Genomic DNA, 20,442 nt, shown 5'->3' with positions numbered 1-20,442 from the left:
GAAGGGGTTCTTGGGACAGGCCGATTACGAAAGCGTCGTGGAAACGATGCGGCTGGCCGATGGCACGCTGTGGCCCATGCCCATCACGCTCGATATCTCCGAGGATTTCGCCGCCAAGGTCGCACCCGGTCAAGACATCGCGCTGCGCGATGCCGAGGGGGTGATCCTCGCGATCTTGTCGATCAGCGACAAATACATCCCCAACAAGGCGCGCGAGGCGCAGATGGTCTTCGGCGCCGATGATCTGGCGCACCCGGCGGTCAACTACCTGCATCACGTCGCGGGACCGGTTTACCTTGGTGGCGCGATCACCGGCATCCAGCCGCCCGTGCATTACGATTTCCGCGCGCGGCGCGACACGCCCAACGAGCTGCGCGCCTATTTCCGCAAGCTGGGCTGGCGACGCATCGTGGCGTTTCAAACGCGCAACCCGCTGCACCGCGCGCATCAGGAACTGACCTTCCGCGCCGCCAAGGAAGCGCAGGCGAATTTGCTGATCCATCCGGTCGTCGGCATGACCAAGCCCGGCGACGTGGACCATTTCACGCGCGTCCGCTGCTACGAGGCGGTGCTCGACAAGTATCAGCCCTCGACCACCACCATGAGCCTTCTGAACCTCGCCATGCGCATGGCCGGCCCGCGCGAGGCCGTCTGGCACGGGCTGATCCGCCGCAACCACGGCTGCACCCATTTCATCGTGGGCCGTGACCACGCGGGCCCGGGCAAGAACAGCCAGGGGCAGGATTTCTACGGCCCCTATGACGCGCAAGAGCTTTTCAAGACCCACGAGGCCGAGATCGGGCTGGAGATGGTCGATTTCAAACACATGGTCTATGTGCAGGAAAAGGCGCAGTATTATCCGGCGAACGAAGTCCCCGAAGGCGATACGACCCTCGATATTTCCGGCACCGAACTGCGCCGCCGCCTACGCGAGGGGCTGGAGATCCCGGAATGGTTCTCCTTCCCGGAAGTGGTCAAGGAACTCCGCCGCACCTCGCCGCCGCGCAGCCAGCAGGGGTTCACCGTGTTCTTCACCGGGCTGTCGGGCTCGGGCAAATCGACCATCGCCAATGCGATCATGGTCAAGCTGATGGAACAAGGCGGGCGTCCGGTGACGCTGCTCGACGGGGATGTCGTGCGCAAGCACCTGTCCTCTGAGCTTGGCTTTTCCAAGGAACACCGCGACATCAACATCCGCCGCATCGGCTATGTGGCCAGTGAAATCACCAAGAATGGCGGCATCGCAATCTGCGCGCCGATCGCGCCCTACACGGCTACGCGCCGCGCGGTGCGCGAGATGATCGAGGCCTTCGGCGCCTTCATCGAGGTGCATGTTGCGACCTCCATCGAGGAATGCGAGCGCCGCGACCGCAAGGGGCTTTACAAGCTCGCGCGCGAGGGCAAGATCAAGGAATTCACAGGAATTTCTGACCCCTATGAGGCGCCGACCGCCGCCGAGCTGGTTGTCGATACCGAAGGTATGGATGTCGATTACTGCGCGCAGCAGGTCTTGTTGAAACTCGAAAGCATGGGGCTGATCGCGGCCTGAGCCGTCAGCCCGCCCGCCTGCGATCCGCAAGGATCGCGGGCGTCTGCACAACGGCCCAATCGAGCAATGGCGCGAGCGCGGCGATCAGGGACAGGCCGCGCAAGGTCAGCCCGTATGTGACCGCGGGTGGCGTCGTCGCCTCAACCGACCGCCAGATCAACCCGTCGGCTTCCAGCGATTTGAGCGTGGTCGAAAGCATTCGCCGAGAGATATCCGGGATCGCACGGCCCAGCGCGTTGAAACGCTTTGGCGCGTCTTTCAACGTCAGCAACAAAAGCAAGGACCAGCGATCCCCGATCCGGTCCAGCACTTGCCGAATAGGGCAAGCGTCAAGATTGCCGGCCCAATCCGCAATGCGCCCCTGCCCTGTATCGGTGGTGTTGGTCATGGGTGGTACCCCCGGTGTTACCATGCGCGGTGAAGATGCCCTCTGGCAGTGGTTCGATGCAGTCTCTAACTGAGACCAGCAATCGAATCAAGACTGGAGATAGACATGACCGATCACCGCAATTCCCCCATCCTCATCACCGGCGCGGGCGGCGCGCTGGGCCGCCTCGTTCTGGCCGAACTCACCGCGCGTGGCGCCACCGACCTACGCGCGGGCAGCCGCAAGCCCGAGGCGTTGAAAATCGCGGGCGCCACGCCTGTGCATGTGGATTTCGACGATCCCGCCAGCCTTGACGCGGCCTTTGCCGGGGTTGCACGGCTTCTGATCATCTCGACCGACACGATCGACGCGATGGGCACCCGCCAGCGCCAGCATCTGGCCGCCATCGCCGCCGCGGCCCGTGCGGGGGTGGCCCATGTGGTCTATACCTCGATGCCCGCGCCGACGGCAGACCACCCGATCTTTTTCGCCCCCGACCATCTGGCCACCGAAGAGGCGATCAAGGCCAGCGGCATGAACCACACGATCCTGCGCAACAACTGGTATTTCGAGAATCTCGCGCTGAGCATCCCGAGCGCACTTGCCCATGGCGCGCAGCTGACCGCCGCGGGCGAGGGACGCATCGCTCATGGCGCGCGCGCCGATTACGCGGCCGCCGCCGCCGGTGCGCTGCTGACCGAGAGCGACAGCGCCACCTATGAGCTGTCCGGCCCCGAGGCGCAAAGCGTGGCCGAACAGGTCGGCGCGATCAACGCGGTACTGGGCAGCGCCATCGCTGTCGTGCCGATGGAGGACGCGGCATTGGAGGCAACGCTGACGGGAGCGGGTGTGCCGGCACCGCTGGCGGCCCTACTGGTGGGCGCCGACCGCGCCGCCCGCGAGGGGCGCATGGATCGTGTCACGGACCATATCCAACGCCTGTCGGGGCGCGCGCCACAAAGCCTTTCGGCTTGGCTGGTCGCGAACGCCGCACTGCTGCGTGGCTGATAAGGCGGGACCGGGGCGCTGCCCCGGACCCCGGGATATTTTCGAAACGAAGAAGCGGCGCTGTCAGGGCTGCTGTGGGGCGGGGGCGCCGGGATTGGCCTCGGTCGTGTCGGGATCGGCAGCAGGCGTGGGGCCATCAACGGCCGCGCCTTCGGTCGGCAGGCCATCTTCCCATGTGCCGCGCAAGACCTCGCCGCTGGCATAGCGCATCGTGCCCTCGCCCTCGCGGCGGCCATCGACAAAGCGGCCCTCATAGACATCGCCATTGGAATAGGTGGCGATACCAAAGCCGTTGATCTCGCCGTTGGTCCATTCGCCGACATAGGAAAACGCGTTGGGCGCGGGCATGGTCAGCCGCCCTTGGCCCGCGCGCGCGCCCGCGACGAAGGTGCCATCATAGACGGTGCCATCGACATAGGTGGCCCGCCCCTGACCATGGCGCAACCCATCTTGCCACTCGCCCTCGTAGCGATAGCCATCGGGATGGGTCATGACCCCTTGACCATGTTGGCGGGCATTGAGGAACTGGCCGACATAGCTCAGCCCATTGGCGTAGGTGGCGGTGCCAGTGCCTTGAATGACGCCTTCAACCCAGTCACCTGCATAGCCCGACCCGTCAGGGTAGGTGATCGTCCCTGTGCCGTGGGCCAGATCATCGACAAAGCTGCCCTCGTAGACAGACCCGTCGGGATAGGTGACGCGGCCATTGCCGCGGATGCGCCCCTCGGCCCATTCGCCGGTATAGGTGAAGCCGTCGGCGGCAGTGATCGTGCCGCTGCCATGGCGCTGATCATTGGCGAAATCGCCCTCGTAGATATCGCCATTGGCATAGCGCACGCTGCCCCGCCCAGCGCGCTGACCGGCCACTAGTGTGCCTGTGTAGACATCGCCATTGGATTGGGTCAGCACGCCCGTGCCGTTGATCTGACCATCGGCCCATTCGCCCTCATAGGTGGCGCCATCGGGCATTTCGAGCCGCCCGGTACCCGCGCGCAGCCCTGCGATGAAGCCACCCACATAGGTCGTGCCATCGGGATAGGTGATCGCGCCCTGCCCCTCCATCACGCCATTGACCCATATGCCATCATAGCGATAGCCGCCGGGGCCGGTGATGATGCCTTGGCCGTGATGCTGGCCGTTCTCGAATGCGCCCGTGTAGCTCAACCCGTTGGAGTAGAGCGCAGTGCCGCTTCCCTCGATGCGCCCCTCGATCCAATCGCCCTCATAGGTGGAGCCATCGGCATAGGTGATCTTGCCCACCCCATGCGGGCGGCCGGCAAGAAATTCGCCCTCGTAAATCGATCTGTCGGGAAAGACCGCCCGCCCCGGACCCCGAATTTCGCCATCGACCCAAGTACCGCTGTATTCGTAGCCATTGGGCAAGCGATAGGTGCCCTGACCATGCTGCACGCCGTTGCGAAACTCACCCTCGTAGATGCCGCCATTATCATATTGCTGGATATCGGTGACGATGGTGTCGGCCTGCTGCGCCGCGGCCGCGGATGCCAAGAAGATGGCGGCGCAGATCGCAAAGGCGGGAAGTGTCTTGGTCACGGCTGAACGGCCCCCTTCGGGCTTGGAAGATATCACGCTTCGGCGCGTTGAAGTTACGGGGTGAAGGCCACGGGCGCAACGGCTTTGGCGCGCGGTGATGCGGCATGGCCTTGGCCTCGGGGCGCTTTCTGTTACATGTGCCCCACAAGACCCGCCACCATCCGAAAGGGCGCACCATGGCCGAGCGTTTCCGCCTGAGCCTTGCACAGCTGAACCCGACAGTGGGCGATCTGCGTGGCAATGCCGCGCAGGCTGCGACCGCTTGGGCGCAAGCCAAGGCTGCAGGCGCGGATATGGTGGCTTTTCCCGAGATGTTCTTGACCGGCTACCAGCTGCAGGACTTGGTCGGCAAACCCGCCTTTGCCGCCGATGTGCAGACAGTCCTGACCGCACTGGCGCAAGATTGCGCCGATGGCCCCGCCATCGGCATCGGTGCGCCGCTGCCCGGCGTGGACAAGCCCTTCAACGCCTATTTCATCCTGCAAGGCGGCAAGATCGCGGCGCAGGTGATGAAGCACCATCTGCCCAATTACAATGTGTTCGACGAGAAGCGCTATTACAACGCGGGCAACCCCTCTGGGCCGGTCAAGGTGGGACCAGTCCGCATCGGCGTGCCGATCTGCGAGGATGCTTGGTTCGACGATGTGACCGAGACCTTGGCCGAGACCGGGGCCGAGATCTTGCTGGTGCCCAACGGCTCGCCCTATCACCGGGGCAAGATGGACACGCGGCAGGCGATCATGGTGGCCCGTGTGGTCGAGACAGGCTTGCCCTTGGCCTATGTGAACCTCGTGGGCGGCCAAGACGACCAGATCTTTGACGGGGCAAGCTTTGTGCTGAACCCGCATGGGGTGCTGACCCACCAGATGCCCGCCTTTCACACGGGCCTGTTCCATGTCGATTTCGAAGGCGGACCAGAGGGGTGGCAGGCCGTGCCGGGCCATAAGGCAAGCCTCCCCGACGCATGGGAGGCCGATTACCATGTCATGGTGATCGGCCTTCGCGATTACGTGAAAAAGGCGGGGTTTTCGCGTGTGTTGTTGGGGCTGTCGGGTGGGATCGACAGCGCGCTGGTGGCGGCCATCGCGGCCGATGCGTTGGGGCCTGAAAATGTGCGCTGCGTGATGCTGCCTTCGCGCTTCACCTCGCAAAGCTCGCTGGACGATGCCGCCGATGTGGCCGCGCGGTTCGGTCTGGCTTTGGATACCGTGTCGATCGGGGCGGCCCATGACACGGTACTCGCGACGCTCGCGCCGCTTTTCGCCGGGACAAGCCCGGATTTGACCGAAGAAAACATCCAATCCCGCCTGCGCGGCGTGATGTTGATGGCGCTCAGCAACAAGTTCGGCGAGATGCTGCTTACCACCGGCAACAAATCCGAAGTCGCGGTGGGCTATGCCACGATCTATGGCGATATGGCGGGGGGCTACAACCCGATCAAGGATCTCTACAAGACCCGCGTCTTCGAAACCTGCCGCTGGCGCAACGCCCATCATTTCGACTGGATGCAAGGCCCTGCCGGTGAGGTGATACCACCCCGCGTCATCGACAAGCCGCCCAGCGCCGAATTGCGCGAGGATCAAAAGGACGAGGACAGCCTGCCGCCCTACCCGGTCTTGGACGAGATCCTCGAGATGCTGATCGACAAAGAGGCATCGGTCGCCGATCTGGTGACCATGGGCCATGACCGCGCCGTGGTGAAGAAGATCGAAAGCCTGATTTATATCAGCGAATACAAGCGCTTCCAGTCGGCACCGGGCGCGCGGCTGACCGAGCGCGCCTTTTGGCTCGACCGCCGCTACCCGATCGTCAATCGCTGGCGCGACGAGGGGTGATGACGCAACGGCGGCGGTGCGCCAAGGGATGCCGCCTTCAGGCGCAGCTGCGCCCGGCTGTCAATGCACGCTGACAGGCGTCAGATCGTTCTGGCGCGCGACATCAAAGGCCAGATCGCGGTCGCGCACCAGCGCAAGCCGCTCGCCGGTTTCGCTGCCGATGGCATAAAGCGTTTCGAGCCCATTGGCCTTTTCGCGCAGACCATCGGGCAGATCGGCCACGGCGATGGGCCGGATATAGACGATCCGTCCGGCGTTCATGTTGTCGGTATTTTGATCATTGGTCATTTTTCATCCCTCCCCACATCCGGCGTCGCCACGGTGATCTGGATCTTGCGCACGACGCTGTCGGGAACGCTACGCTGCAAGGCGATATGCAAAAGTCCGTTTTGCAAGACCGCCCCCGCGACTTCGACCCCATCAGCCAGCACGAAACTGCGCTGGAACTGGCGCGCCGCGATTCCGCGATGCAGAAACACGCGATCCGCGCTGTCGTCGATCTGTCGCCCGCGGATCACCAATTGGCGATCCTCCAAGGTGATCGAAAGCTCATCCTCGGCAAAGCCGGCAACGGCCAGCGTGATGCGATAGGCGGTCTCGCCGATCTGTTCGATATTATAGGGCGGGTAGCCCTCATTGCCTGATTTGGCGGTGCGCTCCACCAGCCGTTCCAATTGGTCGAAGCCCAACAAGAAGGGGTGCGCGCCAAGGCTCAATTTCGTCATCGAAAGCACATCCTTGCAAAAAGCGATCTGCGTGATGGCGCGCCCCATCTGCGGCGACGTGCCATGACCACGATATGGGGGCTGCTGAGCGCTGTGCAAGACTTGGCGGCTCGCATTGCGCGCGCTAGAGTGATGTGTCCAGCCTCAGGACAGACCCAGCGATCGGACAATCCCGACCATGAACGCCCCCTCCGGCCCCACCGCGATGAACCACGAAGATGTCTTGCGTGTGCGCCTTGAGGTGCTCAAGCGGCAACACCGCGATCTGGACATCGCGATCGAAGCGCTGCACGCGGCCGTCAACCCCGACCAACTGACGTTGAAGCGGCTGAAAAAGCAAAAGCTTATGCTCAAAGATCAGATCGCGCGGATCGAGGATGAATTGATCCCCGATATTCTGGCCTAGTCGGGCCGGGCGATTGCAACCGACAGCGCATTGCACCGCGCCGCCGCGCGGCTATAGTGCGCCGCTCATTCCAAGGCCGCGAGGGCGCGACAGATGACAGACAAGGCGGATGTCGAGGTCGGCATCATCATGGGCAGTCAATCCGACTGGCCCACCATGCGCGAGGCGGCAGCCATCCTCGATGAGCTTGGCGTCGCTTACGAGGCGCGCATCGTCTCGGCCCATCGCACGCCGGATCGGCTGTGGGAATATGGCCGGGCGGCGGCGGGCCGTGGCCTCAAGGTCATCATCGCGGGTGCGGGGGGTGCGGCGCATCTGCCGGGCATGATGGCCTCGAAAACGCGGGTGCCGGTGATCGGTGTTCCCGTGCAGACCAAGGCCCTCTCAGGCGTCGATTCGCTTTATTCCATCGTGCAGATGCCCAAGGGCTACCCCGTCGCCACGATGGCCATCGGGGCGGCGGGCGCGGCCAATGCGGGGCTGATGGCGGCCGCGATCCTGGCCACCTCGGATGCTGGCTTGGCTGACCGGCTCGATGCTTGGCGCGCGGCACTTTCGGCCTCGATCCCCGAGACACCCTCCGATGACTGAGCCCCTCGCGCCCGGCGCCACGATCGGTATTCTCGGCGGTGGGCAACTGGGCCGCATGCTGGCCATGGCCGCGGCAAGGCTGGGCTACCGCAGCCATATCTACGAACCCGGCAACGCACCCGCCGCCGATGTCGCCCATGCCTGGACGCAAGGCGCCTATGACGATCTCGCGGCGCTGGAACGCTTCGCGGCAAGCTGCGATCTCATCACCTTCGAGTTCGAGAATATCCCCGCCCCCGCCCTCGATGTGCTGGCCCAATCCACGCCGCTTTTCCCCGACCGCCGCGCGCTGGAAACCAGCCAGGACCGGCTGGTGGAGAAAACCTTTCTCGCGGGGCTGGGGCTGACCACCGCCCCTTTCGCACCCATCGACAGCCCCGCCAATCTGGAGGCTGCGCTGGACGCGACAGGCACGCCCGCGATCTTGAAAACGCGTCGCTTTGGCTATGATGGCAAGGGTCAGGCGCGGGTGATGACACCCGCCGATGGCCCCGCCGCGCTCGCAAGCCTGCAAGGCGCACCCGCCATCGCCGAGGGCTTCGTGCGCTTCTCGCGCGAGATCAGCGTCATCGCCGCGCGTGGTCGCGATGGCAGCGTCAGCGCCTATGATCCGGGCGAAAACGTCCATACCGATGGCATCTTGGCCACAACGACGGTTCCCGCCAACTTACCGCTCAAGCTGCGCACGGATGCGGTGTTGATCGCCTCGCGCATCCTGACAGCACTTGATTATGTGGGCGTGATGGGGGTGGAGTTGTTCGTCACGCAAGCCGGCCTCGTCGTGAACGAAATCGCGCCGCGCGTGCATAATTCCGGCCATTGGACCCAAGCGGGCTGCGCCGTCGATCAGTTCGAACAGCATATCCGCGCGATCACCGGCTGGCCCTTGGGCAATGGCGCGCGCCATGCCAATGTGGTGATGGAGAACCTGATCGGTGAGGATGTCGACCGCGTCTTCGCGCTTGCGGGCGAGGCTGGCGTCCAGATCCATCTTTACGGCAAATCAGACACAAGGCCGGGCCGCAAGATGGGCCATATCAACCGCGTGACCGGCCCTGCCTAAGGCGCTTCGCCTTCACCTTTCTTCAAATACGCACCTTCCCGCGCGCTATTCGATGATCCGCTCGATCGCCTCGATATAGCTCAACTCGCGGTCGAAGCGCCCTTCGCGCAAAAAGGCCATCACCTGTGCGATGACCAGCGGGTTGTTCATCATGAACGTATGGGTGACCGGCAGCACGATGTGATCGGCCATCCCCGCCACGCGGGTGCTGTCGACCGCGACCTTGCCATCATCATCGCCGGGGATCATCGCGGAATAGACCGGGTTGAGCGATTGATTACCCGCAATCACGCCGAGATCGAAATCAACGGGCGGCAAGCGGTTCGGCAAATCCTCCGCACCGGTGCCAAGCTGCATCCCCGCGGGGCCGTTGATCCATTCGAACGCCTCAAGCGGGCCAAGTACATCGACCAGTTCCGATCCCGCATTGGGTGGGGCCAGCATCACCACCCGGCCCAAATTGCCGGTCCGATGAAAGGCAAGCCAGTAGCGCAGCAAGATGCCGCCCATCGAATGGGTCACCACATGCACACGCCGCCCTTCGCAGCGCGCGAATGCGGGCAGCAAGGCCAAAGGGGCCAACTCCGCGATCGAGGCGCGCCGCGATGGATAGCCGCGATTGACCACCTGATAACCCTCGGCCTCCAGCATCTCTTCGATCAACAAAAGCGAGGCCTCGCTGCGCGCCAAACCATGCAGCAAGATTACGCAATCTGCCGCGCGCACCGGGGCGGCACAGAAAAGCAAACAGATAAAAATCGGGGCACACCATCGCATCACCCCAAGATAGGGGCGCGCGGGCCGCACTGCGAGGGGGGATTGCCCCCGCGCGCGCCAAAGGCCAGTCTGCGCGCCATGACCGCACCCCGCCCCCGCCTTGCCGTTCGCGGCCTTTTGCTGATCGATGACCGCCTGCTTCTGGTGAATGCATGGGGCGGGGGCAAAAGCGATCTCTTGTGCGCGCCGGGTGGCGGGGTCGAATTGCACAGCTCACTGCACGACAATCTGATCCGCGAATTCTTTGAGGAAACCGGCCTGAACATCGCCGTGGGCGCACCCTGTCTGGTCAATGAGTTCCACGCGCCGGGCCATGATTTTCATCAGGTCGACATTTACTTTCGTGTCACGCTGCTCGCGGGCGATCCGCTCGCCCCCTGGACCGATCCCGAGGGCATCGTGACAGAGCGCCATCTGATCGCGCGGGGCGACATGCACCGCTACCGCTACAAGCCCGACAGCCTGCCCGATGCTGCATGGGGCGAAAGCCTGCTCTACGACCCGCTCGAGCCCTTGGTGCGCTGAGGCCAGAGGCCCCAACCGATGCCGCCCAGCACCACGGCACCGGCCAAGATCATCGCGCGCGTCGGTGTCTCGGCCAACAAAAGCGCACCGCCCAAGCCCGCGATCACCGGCACCGATAACTGCATCAGCCCCGCGACCGATGCGCCGATGCGCGGCAAGACCCGATACCACAGCGCATAGCCCAAACCCGATGTGACAGCGCCCGAGATCACGGCCAATGCCATGCCCTGCCACGTCGCGTCATTGACCATGCTGCCGCCTGTCTGCACCAACACCGCCGCAAACCCCAAGACCGTGGCCCAGACAAAGGCCGCGCCCGTATCGCCCAATGGATCGGCCGAGCCGCGCCCGATTAGCGAATAGATGCCCCAGCCCAGCGCCGCCGCCGCCATCGCAGCCACCGCCCATAGCGGTGCGGTGGCACCCGCCCCCGGCCAGACGAGCCAGACCAACCCCGCAAGGGCCAGCCCGGCGCCGGCCCAGCGCCGCAGCGGTGGCCACTCGCCCGAAACAAGCGCGCCCGCGAACATCGTGACCTGCACGCCGCCGAACAAGATCAGCGCGCCAAGCCCTGCATCCATGGCCAGATAGGCCAGTGAAAAACCGATCAGATATGTGGACAGCATCACCCCGCCCAAGACGCGGCGCGGTTCCAAGAGCGGCACGGACCCGCCGCGCAGGCGGATCAGCACGACCAATACCACCGCCCCCGCCACGGCGCGCAATAGCGCGAAATCCAGCGCGCCGATCTGGCCCGTGCCGACGGCCGCCCGGTTCAGCACCGAATTGGCGGCAAAAGCCACCATCACCAGCACGCTCAGGCCGATCAGCTTCATGCCAGCATCCGCGCGGCCAGCGCGCCGGATAGATGCGACACCCGCCCGCCCGCGATGGTACCGCAGATCCGGCCTTGGCCGTCCATGATCACCAGATCGGCGCGCAGGCCCGGCGCGATGCGCCCGCGATCTTGCCATCCCATGACCCGCGCGGGGCCTGACGAGACCAGCCCCCATGCCGCCGACCACCCGATGCGCGCCGCCAGCTTCACCGCCGCGCGCGCCAAGGTCGGATAGTGGTAATCCGACACCAGCGCATCGACATGGCCCGCCGCGATCAGGGTTTCCGCCGCGATCTTGCCACTGTGCGAGGCGCCGCGCACCACGTTGGGCGCGCCCATGATCACCGGCTCACCGGCCGCCTTGGCGGCGGCGGCTGCCGCCGGGGTCTCAGGGAATTCGCACAAATCGGCGCCGAGCGCGCGAAACCGCGCGCGATCCGTTGCCGTATTGTCATCATGACTGCCCATGCGCACGCCAAGGGCCGCAAGCCTGGCCGCCACAGGGCCGAGGACCGCATCCAGCTTTGGCCCATTGGCGTGCAACGCCGCGAGCAGCTTGGCGTGATCCTCGGGCGCGCGACCGGCTTTCAACGCCTGACCTGTCAGGCCGGGGGGGCGCTTGCCTGCCGCCAGATGCTTATGCGGGAGGTGGTCGTTCCACACGACAAAGGAAATCCTAGCGCGCCGCACCAGATCGAGCATCGCATCCATCGTGTCGATCATATGTGTCTCGACCCGCAATTGCAGATGCATCGCGGTCAGGGTTTCGGCGCCTTGTAAAGCTTGGGCAAGGGATTGGGCGAAATCGGGGCTGCGCATGCCACCCTCCCAGCTCCAGAATTGGGCCAGCACGGCGGTGGTGATCCCGCTTGCCGCGCATTCAGCATCGAGCCCTGCCAGACCCGCCGCCGGGCTGTCGACCGCACCACGGCGAGGCGCCATATGCCGCTCGAACCCGTCGCCATGCAGGTCGATGATGCCGGGCAGGATGCGAAAGCCCGACAGATCGATCGCGCGCCCGCCGCCATCGGCGATCATCCCATCGGCGATGCTGATCGCGTCGCGGCAGCGCGGATCATCATACAAGATCTCGGCACCGGTAAGGCGCAACGGCGGCAAATCAGGCATCCGCATAGGCCATCGCGATCAAGGCGCCGATATCGGCCTCGGCCAGACCGGCGTCGATGGCCGCCGCGATCATCGCGCTTGCCGCATCGAGCGTGGGCGTGGCGACGCCCGCTTCGGCGGCGACGCGGCGGAAGACGGCATTATCTTTGGCCGCACCACGAATGGGAAAGCCGACACTGCCGTCATGGCCCAAGATGCGCGGCATCCGATCCGCCAGCGCCGGCGCACCCGCCGGGCCGCCGCTCAGGATCGTCAGCGCCATCTCCAACGACAGACCAGCTTGGCGGGCGACGCGCATCTGTTCGGCCAGACCCGCGAAATAGCTTTGCAGCATCGCGTTGTTGATCGACTTCATCACAAGGCCGGTGCCAAGCGGGCCGACATGAAAAATCCGCCCCGACAGCGGCGCAAGCGCAGCCTGTGCGCGTTCCACAGCGGCATGGCAGCCGCCGATGAATATCCCGCAAGACCCGCTTGCGACCATCTCGGGGCCTCCCGAAATCGGCGCATCGGACAAATGCGCGCCTGCCGCTTCAATCTCGGCGGCATAGCGCAAAAGGGTGCCTGGCACGATGGTGCTGGTGTCGATGACGAGTTTTCCCGCAAGCGGGCAGGCAAGCAGTGCGGCAAGGGTTTCGCCGACCGCTGCATCATCGAACAAGCTCAAGACAATGATATCGGCACGCGCGACCAGTGAGAAAAGATCTGGGACGCTTTCAACATCGTCAACGCTGCGCCCACTCCGAGTCCAGCCGGTGACGGCAACGCCTTGATCGGCGAAACGCGTGGCGATTGCGCTTCCCATCCGGCCCAAGCCGACGACACCGATCCGATCCATCATCACCCCCAAAGCTATGCGCATGGACCATGCCATGCAGGCCGGGCAGGAACAACCAAGGCCGGGCCACAAACAAAAGGGGCCGCAAAGCGCGGCCCCTTTCGATCATGCAAATCGCGGTGCGATTACATCATGCCGCCCATGCCGCCCATGCCGCCCATGTCGGGCATGCCGCCGGCTTCTTCTTTCTTGGGCTTGTCGGCCACCATCGCTTCGGTGGTGATCAACAGGCCAGCGACCGAGGCCGCATCCTGAAGCGCCGTGCGCACGACCTTTGCGGGGTCGATCACGCCGAACTTGAACATGTCACCATATTCTTCGGTCTGCGCATTGAAGCCGAACTTGAGATCCTTGGATTCGCGGATCTTGCCGGCAACGACGGAACCGTCGACGCCTGCGTTATCGGCGATCTGGCGCAGCGGCGCTTCGAGTGCGCGGCGCACGATGGTGACGCCTGCATCTTGATCGGGGTTGTCGCCCTTGACGCCATCAAGCGCCTTGGCGCCCTGAACCAGCGCAACACCACCGCCGACGACGATGCCTTCTTGCACGGCTGCACGGGTTGCATTGAGCGCGTCATCAACGCGGTCCTTGCGCTCTTTCACTTCGATTTCGGACATGCCACCCACGCGGATGACGGCAACGCCGCCCGCCAGCTTGGCCACACGTTCCTGCAGCTTTTCACGATCGTAATCGCTGGTTGTTTCCTCGATCTGGGCGCGGATCTGTGAAACGCGCGCTTCGATCTCGGCCTTTTCGCCGGCACCATCGACGATGGTGGTGTCGTCTTTCTTGATGACGACTTTCTTGGCGCGGCCCAGCATGTCGAGCGTGACGCTTTCCAGCTTCATGCCGAGGTCTTCCGAAATCACCTGACCACCGGTCAGGATCGCGATGTCCTGCAGCATGGCCTTGCGGCGATCACCAAAGCCAGGTGCCTTGACAGCGGCGATCTTCAGGCCGCCACGCAGCTTGTTGACCACGAGGGTCGCCAGCGCTTCGCCTTCGACATCTTCCGAGATGATCAACAGCGGCTTGCCCGACTGGATCACGGTCTCGAGCAGGGGGACCATCGGCTGCAGCGAAGAAAGCTTCTTCTCGTGCAGCAGGATCAGCACGTCTTCCAGCTCGACGGTCATCTTGTCGGCATTGGTGACGAAATAGGGCGAGAGGTAGCCACGGTCGAACTGCATGCCTTCGACGACTTCGACGTCGGTCTCGAGGCCCTTGTTCTCTTCGACGGTGATGACACCGTCATTGCCGACCTTCTGCATCGCGTCTGCGATCATGCGACCGATCTGCGATTCGCCATTGGCCGAAATGGTGCCGACCTGGGCAACTTCGTCGCTGTCTGCAACAGCGCGCGAGGAGGTCTTGATATGGTCGATGACCTTGGACACGGCCAGATCGATACCGCGCTTGAGGTCCATCGGGTTCATGCCAGCCGCGACCGACTTCATGCCTTCCTTGACGATGGCTTGCGCCAGAACCGTCGCGGTGGTGGTGCCGTCGCCGGCCTCGTCATTGGTGCGCGAGGCGACTTCCTTGACCATCTGCGCGCCCATGTTCTCGAACTTGTCTTCCAGTTCGATTTCCTTGGCGACAGACACACCGTCCTTGGTGATGCGGGGCGCGCCGAAGGATTTTTCGATCACGACGTTACGGCCCTTGGGGCCGAGCGTCACCTTGACGGCATCGGCCAGAATGTTGACGCCGCGCAGCATGCGGTTGCGGGCATCGGTCGAGAATTTGACGTCCTTAGCAGCCATTGTGGGCTCTCCTTGGAATATCGTTGAATGTTTGGAACGGAAGCGGGCGCAGCTGCGCCCTCATGCTCAGGCGGTGACGCCGAGGATGTCCGATTCCTTCATGATCAGCAGCTCTTCGCCGTCGATGGTGACTTCTGTGCCCGACCATTTGCCGAACAAGATACGATCACCGGCCTTCACGGCCATTTCGATCAGCTCGCCGGAGTCCTTGCGCGCGCCCGGGCCGCAAGCGATCACTTCGCCTTCGGAGGGCTTTTCCTTGGCGCTGTCGGGAATGATCAGACCACCCTTGGTCTTTTCATCGGACTGGATGCGGCGGACCAGCACACGGTCATGCAGCGGTTTGAATGCCATCTCTCGAACTCTCCTCTCGGGTTCGGTTTATCTCAAGCGTTGGCACTCACCTTGGGCGAGTGCCAACACCGGGCAGATAAGAAGGGGCAAGCGGGGAGTCAACGGGCACAGCGCGTAAAAATGCACCCAACGGCAAATCGCGCATGCCGCGACCGACTGCCCCGTGACAAGCGGCTAAGCCAAAGCTATGAGGGCCGCAATTTTTCGCGGCAGTCGCTTCAAGAGGACATCATGACAACGCTCGTATTCGGCCACAAATCGCCAGACACCGATTCCACCGGCTCGCCGATCATCTGGGCTTGGTATCTCAACGAGATCATGGGCGAGGCGGCCGAGGCGGTGTTGTTGGGCGAGCCGAATACCGAGGCCGCTTTCTTGCTGGCGCACTGGGATCTGCCCAAGCCGCGGATCATCGCGGGCGTGGATGCGGGCCAAAAGGTCGTGATCGTCGACACCAACAACCCCGCCGAATTGCCCGAAGGCATCAACGACGCCGATATCACCGCGATTATCGACCATCACAAGCTGGTGGGCGGCTTGGAAACCAAGGGGCCGATCGCGATCCGGATGGAGCCCTTGGCCTGCACCGCCACCATCATGCACAAGATGATCGGCGCCGACATGACCCGCGCGCCCGATTGGATCAAGGCCACGATCCTGACCTGCATCTTGTCCGATACGCTGGAATTCCGCTCGCCAACCACCACGCCTGAAGATCGCACCGTGGCCGAGGCACTGGCCGCTGATTTGGGCATCGACATTCCGGGCTATGCCGCTGAGATGTTCGCGGCCAAATCTGATGTGTCGGCCTTTTCCGAGGCGGAACTTTTGCGCATGGACAGCAAGGAATACGAAGTGGGCGGCAAGCAGTTTCGCGTGAGCGTGCTGGAAACCACATCGCCGGGCACGGTGCTTGCGCGCAAGGATGCGCTGATGGCCGCCATGCCAAAGGTCGCCGCCGAAGATGGTGCCGATCAAGTGCTGTTATTCGTCGTCGATATCCTGCGCGAAGAGGCGACACTATTGGTGCCCAATGATCTGGTGGCACAGATCGCGGCGAAAAGCTTTGGGGCGGATGCGGCCGGGGGCGACATGGTGGTTTTGCCCGGCATCATGAGCCGTAAGAAGCAGATCATCCCTAACCTCGCCCTCTGAGGCAGGCGACTTTTCGGGGCGGCCCGATGGTGCCGCCCCTTTTCGCAGCGCATGGCTGGCCGTAGCGCATGCGCTGTCGTATGGGTGACGCGACACGAAACAGGAGCCGCCCATGACCCGCATCATCGAAAGCCTTGCCGAGATTTCCACGCATTATGATGCGCTGTTTTGCGATTTGTGGGGCTGCGTTCATGATGGGCTTCGCGCCTTTCCCGCGGCGGTCGCGGCCTTGCAAACCTACAAGGCGCAGGGCGGCACGGTGGTATTGGTCACCAATTCACCCCGGCCCCGCGCCTCGGTCGCGCGTCAGCTTGCCCGCATCGGCGTGCCTGAGGACTGCTATGATGTCATCGCCACCTCGGGCGACAGCGCGCGCGCAGCGATGTTCGACGGCGTGGTGGGCCACAAGGTCTGGCATATCGGCGAGCCGCAGGACGGATCTTTCTTCGAGCCGATGCAGATGTTGGACAATCCCGCACCCATTACGCGGGTGAGCTTGGATGAGGCCGAGGGCATCGTTTGCACTGGCCCCTTCGATTCGCAGGCCGACCCATCGGTGATGCGGCCCGCGTTCCTGTTGGCCAAGACGCGCGGGCTGAAACTGCTTTGTGCCAACCCCGATATCGTCGTCGATCGCGGCGAAACACGGGAATGGTGCGCGGGAGCACTGGCCCAGCTTTATACCGAGATGGGGGGCGAGAGCCTGTATTTCGGCAAGCCGCATCCGCCGATCTATGATCTGGCACGGCGGCGGTTGGCGCAGCTGGGGCGCGATATCGGCGATGCGCGCATCTTGGCGGTGGGGGATGGTATTTTCACCGATGTGCAGGGCGGGATGGGCGAGAATATCGACACCTTGTTCATCTCTGGCGGGCTAGCCCGCGAGGAAACGGGCACCGCGCAACAGCCCGACCCCGCCCTGCTGGCGCGGTTCTTGACCGGGGCGCAGATGGAACCGGGCTATACCATCGGCATGCTGCGCTGAATGATCATGTGTCGCCGCGCGCTGCGCGCCGACCCGCGGGGGGACGCTGTCCCCCCGCACCCCCCGGGAGTATTTGTTAAGCAAAGACAGATGAAAAATTGACACGCAATATAGTTGCGACAGGTTGGTAATTTTTTTCTCATTATTTCTTTCTGCATTGCAGAATACGTCAGGGCAAGCTATGAGGATGGCGTATCGTAGGAGTCGCCGCTCATGCTCGACAACATCACAACCGGCACCATCGTCATCGAAGATCTCGAGATCGGGATGAAGCGGTCGCTTCAAAAAATGGTGACCGATCAGGATATCGCACTGTTCGCGCAGGTCTCTACCGATCATAACCCGGTGCATCTAGACGATGATTATGCCCGCGACACGATTTTCGAGGGGCGAATTGCGCATGGCATGCTGACTGCGGGGCTGATCTCGGCGGTAATCGGCGAGCAATTGCCGGGGCATGGCACGGTCTATCTGGGCCAGACTTTGAAATTCATGGCGCCGGTGCGCCCCGGTGACATGGTTCACGCCGAGGTCGAGGTGACCGAGATCGACCATAGCCGCCGCCGTGTGACGCTGGCCACCCATTGCAAGGTCGGCACGACCGTGGTGCTGAAGGGTGAGGCCGTGGTCTTGGCCCCCTCGCGAAAGTTCGACTGACGGGCAGTGCTTGCGCATCATCGCGGGGGCGGCTACGCCAAGCCCCATGCGGATTTTGCGTGACCCACAATACACCCGCCCGCAAGATCGCGGCGCATCGGCGGCCATCGGGAATTTCGATGGCGTCCATCGTGGGCATTGCCATGTGATCGATCTGGCCCGGCGGTCCGGGGCGCCCTTGGGCGTGGTCACATTCGAGCCGCATCCGCGCGAATATTTCGCCCCCGACGCCCCCCCGTTTCGACTGATGAATGCGGGCGCGCGTGCGCATCGGCTGGAAAAGCTGGGCGTCGAAATCTTGGCCGAATTGCCTTTTGGAGCAGGTCTTGCAGGCCTGTCTGCCGAGGCCTTCGCCCATGATATCCTGGCGCAGGGATTGGGGTTGAGCCATGTGGTCGTCGGGGCGGATTTCTGTTTCGGCAAAGGGCGCAGCGGGACCGCGCAGATGTTGCGCGATTTCGGCGCGCGCTTTGGTTTCGAGGTCACCATCGCGGATTTGCTGACCGCCGAGGCGGGCGCCGTTTCCTCAACCGCGATCCGGGCCGCGCTGAGCGCAGGCCAGCCCCGCGAGGCGGCCGAGATGCTGGGCCATTGGCACAGGATCGAGGGGCCGGTGCTGCATGGCGACAAACGCGGGCGCGTTTTGGGCTATCCGACCGCGAATATGTCGCTGGACGGGCTACATGTGCCAAAACTCGGCGTCTATGCGGTGCTGGTCGATGTGCTGGATGGTCCGCATCAAGGCACCTATCGCGGCGTCGCAAACCTTGGCATTCGGCCGATGTTCATGCGCGAGACGCCCAATCTCGAGACATTCTTGTTCGATTTCTCGGGCGATCTTTATGGCTGTGCGCTGTCGGTGGGTCTGGTGGCCTATCTGCGCGGCGAGATGCGCTTTGATGGGCTTGACCCGCTGATCGCGCAAATGGATCGCGATAGCATGGCGGCGCGTGCGGCCTTGGATGTGACATGAGGGACCGCTTCTGGGAGCGTATACCGATGGACCGCATGACGCCCGCGGAATGGGAGGCGTTGTGCGACGGCTGCGGCAAATGCTGCCTCAACAAGCTGGAAGATGAAGAAACCGGCGAGGTGGCGCTGACGCGGGTGGCCTGTCGCTTGCTCGATGATGACAGCTGCCGCTGCGGGCAATATGCGATCCGCAAGACGCTTGTGCCCGAATGCATCCAGCTGACGCCACGGACAATGGCGGATGTGGCCTATTTCATGCCCCAGACCTGCGCCTATCGGCTGTTGCATGAGGGCAAGCCGCTGTCATGGTGGCATCCGCTCGTCTCGGGCGACCCCGAAACGGTGCATCGCGCGGGCATCAGCATGCGCGGCCTGACGGTGCCGGAATTCGAGGTGCCCGAAGAGGAATGGGAAGACTATATCATCGAGGAGCCGGGCACATGATGTTCGCCAGCGACAATACCGGGCCGGTCCACCCCAAAATAATGGACGCGGTGGTGGCGGCGAATGACGGCTACGCCATGCCCTATGGCAATGATGCGACGACCGGGGCCGCGCGTGACGCGGTGCGCGCGCTGTTCGAGGCGCCCGGGGCGGCGGTGGAATTCGTGGCGACGGGCAGCGTCGCTAATGCGCTGGCGCTGGCCTGTCTTGCCAAGCCATGGGACGGCGTCTTTTGCCACCGCACCGCCCATGTCGAGGAGGATGAGTGCGGCGCACCGGATTTCTATTCCGGGGCCAAGACGATCCTGATCGACGGGGCCGATGGTAAGATCACCCCCGAGGGGTTGGAGGCGGCGATCCAGCAGTGCCAGGCGCGCGGTGTGCATGGCGCGCAACCGGGGCCCGTGACGATCACCAACATCACCGAGCGCGGCACGGCCTACAGCCTTGCCGAGATCGGGGCGATCACCGCGGTGGCGCGCAAGCATAGGCTGGCCACGCATCTCGATGGGGCGCGCTTTGCCAATGCCTGCGCCGCGTTGGGATGCAGCCCAGCCGAGATGACATGGAAGGCGGGCATCGACGCGGTCAGCTTTGGCGGTACCAAGAATGGTTGCATGGGGGTAGAGGCGGTCGTGTTCTTCGATGCCGCACATGGCCGCGAACTGGAACTGCGCCGCAAGCGCGGCGGGCATCTGTTTTCCAAGCATCGCTACCTCTCGGGGCAAATGCGGCCCTATTGCGAGGGCGGGCTATGGCTAGAGATGGCCGCATCCGCCAATGCGCGGATGGCGCAGCTGGTGCAGGGTTTGGCGCGGGTCGAAGGGGCAGCGCTGTGTCACCCTGCGGCGGGCAATCTGGCCTTTATCGACCTGCCGCGCGCAGCACATGCTCGCGCCTTT

The 20,442-nt window shown here is 63.7% G+C and carries 23 protein-coding genes; 13 read left to right on the top strand and 10 right to left on the bottom strand.

Annotated features, from left to right (window positions below; genetic code table 11):
• Positions 1-1,549: bifunctional sulfate adenylyltransferase/adenylylsulfate kinase (locus ACTG4J_RS08035; protein ID WP_439138559.1), on the top strand; the 1,549-nt coding region annotated here is incomplete at its 5' end.
• A 4-nt stretch (positions 1,550-1,553) separates the two neighbouring features.
• Here the strand turns inward: ACTG4J_RS08035 and ACTG4J_RS08030 are convergent.
• Entirely contained in the window at positions 1,554-1,937 is a 384-nt protein-coding gene (locus tag ACTG4J_RS08030; protein WP_439138557.1) for a winged helix-turn-helix transcriptional regulator, read from the bottom strand.
• A gap of 105 nt (positions 1,938-2,042) precedes the next feature.
• Here ACTG4J_RS08030 and ACTG4J_RS08025 point away from each other — a divergent pair, with 105 nt between their 5' ends.
• Positions 2,043-2,924 (top strand): NAD(P)H-binding protein, encoded by an 882-nt coding sequence (locus ACTG4J_RS08025; protein WP_439138555.1) that lies wholly within the window; start codon positions 2,043-2,045, stop codon positions 2,922-2,924.
• 63 nt (positions 2,925-2,987) lie between these two features.
• Here the strand turns inward: ACTG4J_RS08025 and ACTG4J_RS08020 are convergent, their stop codons facing one another.
• A complete protein-coding gene (locus tag ACTG4J_RS08020; RefSeq protein ID WP_439138554.1) occupies positions 2,988-4,478 on the bottom strand; it encodes an MORN repeat-containing protein in 1,491 nt (496 codons plus the stop codon).
• A gap of 176 nt (positions 4,479-4,654) precedes the next feature.
• On the opposite strand from ACTG4J_RS08020, the gene ACTG4J_RS08015 reads away from it, so the two are divergent.
• Positions 4,655-6,313: an NAD+ synthase gene (locus ACTG4J_RS08015; protein WP_439138552.1), complete on the top strand. Its 1,659-nt coding sequence runs from the start codon at positions 4,655-4,657 to the stop codon at positions 6,311-6,313.
• Positions 6,314-6,373: 60 nt separating this feature from the next.
• On the opposite strand, the gene ACTG4J_RS08010 is transcribed toward ACTG4J_RS08015, so the two are convergent.
• Together ACTG4J_RS08010 and ACTG4J_RS08005 are read right to left on the bottom strand one after the other, a co-directional pair.
• The gene (locus ACTG4J_RS08010) at positions 6,374-6,601 is read right to left on the bottom strand and encodes a DUF1150 family protein (protein WP_439138550.1); all 228 of its coding nucleotides are present in this window, start codon (positions 6,599-6,601) and stop codon (positions 6,374-6,376) included.
• On the bottom strand, positions 6,598-7,038 hold the full coding sequence (locus tag ACTG4J_RS08005; protein WP_439138549.1) for an Hsp20 family protein: 441 nt from the start codon (positions 7,036-7,038) through the stop codon (positions 6,598-6,600). Before ACTG4J_RS08005 ends, ACTG4J_RS08010 begins: the two co-directional genes overlap by 4 nt.
• Positions 7,039-7,216: 178 nt before the next feature.
• Between ACTG4J_RS08005 and ACTG4J_RS08000 the strand changes: the two genes are divergently transcribed.
• The 3 genes from ACTG4J_RS08000 to ACTG4J_RS07990 all read left to right on the top strand — a co-directional run bounded on the left by ACTG4J_RS08000 (position 7,217) and on the right by ACTG4J_RS07990 (position 9,098).
• Positions 7,217-7,444, top strand: coding sequence for a YdcH family protein (locus tag ACTG4J_RS08000; protein WP_439138547.1), 228 nt, complete (start codon positions 7,217-7,219; stop codon positions 7,442-7,444).
• Between the two features lie 93 nt (positions 7,445-7,537).
• Positions 7,538-8,035, top strand: coding sequence for a 5-(carboxyamino)imidazole ribonucleotide mutase (gene purE / locus ACTG4J_RS07995; RefSeq protein ID WP_439138546.1), 498 nt, complete (start codon positions 7,538-7,540; stop codon positions 8,033-8,035).
• On the top strand, positions 8,028-9,098 hold the full coding sequence (locus ACTG4J_RS07990; protein ID WP_439138544.1) for a 5-(carboxyamino)imidazole ribonucleotide synthase: 1,071 nt from the start codon (positions 8,028-8,030) through the stop codon (positions 9,096-9,098). The genes purE and ACTG4J_RS07990 overlap by 8 nt, the downstream gene beginning before the upstream one ends.
• Positions 9,099-9,143: 45 nt before the next feature.
• Here the strand turns inward: ACTG4J_RS07990 and ACTG4J_RS07985 are convergent, their stop codons facing one another.
• Positions 9,144-9,800, bottom strand: a complete 657-nt coding sequence (locus tag ACTG4J_RS07985) for an esterase/lipase family protein (protein WP_439138543.1) — start codon at positions 9,798-9,800, stop codon at positions 9,144-9,146.
• Between the two features lie 153 nt (positions 9,801-9,953).
• On the opposite strand from ACTG4J_RS07985, the gene ACTG4J_RS07980 reads away from it, so the two are divergent.
• Entirely contained in the window at positions 9,954-10,400 is a 447-nt protein-coding gene (locus ACTG4J_RS07980) for an NUDIX domain-containing protein (protein ID WP_439138541.1), read from the top strand.
• On the opposite strand, the gene ACTG4J_RS07975 is transcribed toward ACTG4J_RS07980, so the two are convergent.
• The 5 genes from ACTG4J_RS07975 to ACTG4J_RS07955 all read right to left on the bottom strand — a co-directional run bounded on the left by ACTG4J_RS07975 (position 10,370) and on the right by ACTG4J_RS07955 (position 15,327).
• The gene (locus ACTG4J_RS07975) at positions 10,370-11,236 is read right to left on the bottom strand and encodes a DMT family transporter (RefSeq protein WP_439138540.1); all 867 of its coding nucleotides are present in this window, start codon (positions 11,234-11,236) and stop codon (positions 10,370-10,372) included. The genes ACTG4J_RS07980 and ACTG4J_RS07975 overlap by 31 nt on opposite strands.
• Positions 11,233-12,366 carry an alpha-D-ribose 1-methylphosphonate 5-triphosphate diphosphatase gene (locus ACTG4J_RS07970; RefSeq protein ID WP_439138538.1) on the bottom strand — a complete coding sequence of 378 codons (1,134 nt, stop codon included), beginning with the start codon at positions 12,364-12,366 and terminating at the stop codon, positions 11,233-11,235. Before ACTG4J_RS07970 ends, ACTG4J_RS07975 begins: the two co-directional genes overlap by 4 nt.
• On the bottom strand, positions 12,359-13,228 hold the full coding sequence (locus tag ACTG4J_RS07965) for an NAD(P)-dependent oxidoreductase (protein ID WP_439138536.1): 870 nt from the start codon (positions 13,226-13,228) through the stop codon (positions 12,359-12,361). Before ACTG4J_RS07965 ends, ACTG4J_RS07970 begins: the two co-directional genes overlap by 8 nt.
• 101 nt (positions 13,229-13,329) lie before the next feature.
• Positions 13,330-14,973, bottom strand: coding sequence for a chaperonin GroEL (groL, locus tag ACTG4J_RS07960; protein WP_439138534.1), 1,644 nt, complete (start codon positions 14,971-14,973; stop codon positions 13,330-13,332).
• Positions 14,974-15,039: 66 nt separating this feature from the next.
• Positions 15,040-15,327 carry a co-chaperone GroES gene (locus ACTG4J_RS07955; RefSeq protein ID WP_439138532.1) on the bottom strand — a complete coding sequence of 96 codons (288 nt, stop codon included), beginning with the start codon at positions 15,325-15,327 and terminating at the stop codon, positions 15,040-15,042.
• Positions 15,328-15,558: 231 nt separating this feature from the next.
• Between ACTG4J_RS07955 and ACTG4J_RS07950 the strand changes: the two genes are divergently transcribed.
• The 6 genes from ACTG4J_RS07950 to ACTG4J_RS07925 all read left to right on the top strand — a co-directional run.
• A complete protein-coding gene (locus tag ACTG4J_RS07950; RefSeq protein ID WP_439138530.1) occupies positions 15,559-16,482 on the top strand; it encodes a manganese-dependent inorganic pyrophosphatase in 924 nt (307 codons plus the stop codon).
• Positions 16,483-16,594: 112 nt separating this feature from the next.
• A complete protein-coding gene (locus tag ACTG4J_RS07945; RefSeq protein WP_439138529.1) occupies positions 16,595-17,467 on the top strand; it encodes a TIGR01459 family HAD-type hydrolase in 873 nt (290 codons plus the stop codon).
• 213 nt (positions 17,468-17,680) lie between these two features.
• On the top strand, positions 17,681-18,124 hold the full coding sequence (locus ACTG4J_RS07940; RefSeq protein WP_439138528.1) for a MaoC family dehydratase: 444 nt from the start codon (positions 17,681-17,683) through the stop codon (positions 18,122-18,124).
• 46 nt (positions 18,125-18,170) lie between these two features.
• Entirely contained in the window at positions 18,171-19,097 is a 927-nt protein-coding gene (locus ACTG4J_RS07935) for a bifunctional riboflavin kinase/FAD synthetase (protein ID WP_439138526.1), read from the top strand.
• Complete coding sequence (locus ACTG4J_RS07930) at positions 19,094-19,540, top strand: YcgN family cysteine cluster protein (protein WP_439138524.1); 447 nt, start codon at positions 19,094-19,096, stop codon at positions 19,538-19,540. Before ACTG4J_RS07935 ends, ACTG4J_RS07930 begins: the two co-directional genes overlap by 4 nt.
• On the top strand, positions 19,537-20,442 hold a 906-nt coding region (locus tag ACTG4J_RS07925), incomplete at its 3' end, for a threonine aldolase family protein (protein ID WP_439138522.1). The genes ACTG4J_RS07930 and ACTG4J_RS07925, both read left to right, overlap by 4 nt.

This window comes from Roseicyclus sp. (assembly GCF_965662675.1).
Classification (GTDB): Bacteria; Pseudomonadota; Alphaproteobacteria; order Rhodobacterales; family Rhodobacteraceae; genus Roseicyclus.
This window is presented reverse-complemented; position numbering and strand designations above follow the sequence as displayed.

Bases quoted from the DNA above. Each gene is read 5' to 3' on its own strand.
- ACTG4J_RS08030 (WP_439138557.1), bottom strand. From the start codon at position 1,937: ATGACCAACACCACCGATACAGGGCAGGGGCGCATTGCGGATTGGGCC.
- ACTG4J_RS08025 (WP_439138555.1), top strand. From the start codon at position 2,043: ATGACCGATCACCGCAATTCCCCCATCCTCATCACCGGCGCGGGCGGC.
- ACTG4J_RS08015 (WP_439138552.1), top strand. From the start codon at position 4,655: ATGGCCGAGCGTTTCCGCCTGAGCCTTGCACAGCTGAACCCGACAGTG.
- ACTG4J_RS08010 (WP_439138550.1), bottom strand. From the start codon at position 6,601: ATGACCAATGATCAAAATACCGACAACATGAACGCCGGACGGATCGTC.
- ACTG4J_RS08005 (WP_439138549.1), bottom strand. From the start codon at position 7,038: ATGACGAAATTGAGCCTTGGCGCGCACCCCTTCTTGTTGGGCTTCGAC.
- ACTG4J_RS08000 (WP_439138547.1), top strand. From the start codon at position 7,217: ATGAACGCCCCCTCCGGCCCCACCGCGATGAACCACGAAGATGTCTTG.
- purE (WP_439138546.1), top strand. From the start codon at position 7,538: ATGACAGACAAGGCGGATGTCGAGGTCGGCATCATCATGGGCAGTCAA.
- ACTG4J_RS07990 (WP_439138544.1), top strand. From the start codon at position 8,028: ATGACTGAGCCCCTCGCGCCCGGCGCCACGATCGGTATTCTCGGCGGT.
- ACTG4J_RS07980 (WP_439138541.1), top strand. From the start codon at position 9,954: ATGACCGCACCCCGCCCCCGCCTTGCCGTTCGCGGCCTTTTGCTGATC.
- ACTG4J_RS07975 (WP_439138540.1), bottom strand. From the start codon at position 11,236: ATGAAGCTGATCGGCCTGAGCGTGCTGGTGATGGTGGCTTTTGCCGCC.
- ACTG4J_RS07970 (WP_439138538.1), bottom strand. From the start codon at position 12,366: ATGCCTGATTTGCCGCCGTTGCGCCTTACCGGTGCCGAGATCTTGTAT.
- ACTG4J_RS07965 (WP_439138536.1), bottom strand. From the start codon at position 13,228: ATGCGCATAGCTTTGGGGGTGATGATGGATCGGATCGGTGTCGTCGGC.
- groL (WP_439138534.1), bottom strand. From the start codon at position 14,973: ATGGCTGCTAAGGACGTCAAATTCTCGACCGATGCCCGCAACCGCATG.
- ACTG4J_RS07955 (WP_439138532.1), bottom strand. From the start codon at position 15,327: ATGGCATTCAAACCGCTGCATGACCGTGTGCTGGTCCGCCGCATCCAG.
- ACTG4J_RS07950 (WP_439138530.1), top strand. From the start codon at position 15,559: ATGACAACGCTCGTATTCGGCCACAAATCGCCAGACACCGATTCCACC.
- ACTG4J_RS07945 (WP_439138529.1), top strand. From the start codon at position 16,595: ATGACCCGCATCATCGAAAGCCTTGCCGAGATTTCCACGCATTATGAT.
- ACTG4J_RS07940 (WP_439138528.1), top strand. From the start codon at position 17,681: ATGCTCGACAACATCACAACCGGCACCATCGTCATCGAAGATCTCGAG.
- ACTG4J_RS07935 (WP_439138526.1), top strand. From the start codon at position 18,171: ATGCGGATTTTGCGTGACCCACAATACACCCGCCCGCAAGATCGCGGC.
- ACTG4J_RS07930 (WP_439138524.1), top strand. From the start codon at position 19,094: ATGAGGGACCGCTTCTGGGAGCGTATACCGATGGACCGCATGACGCCC.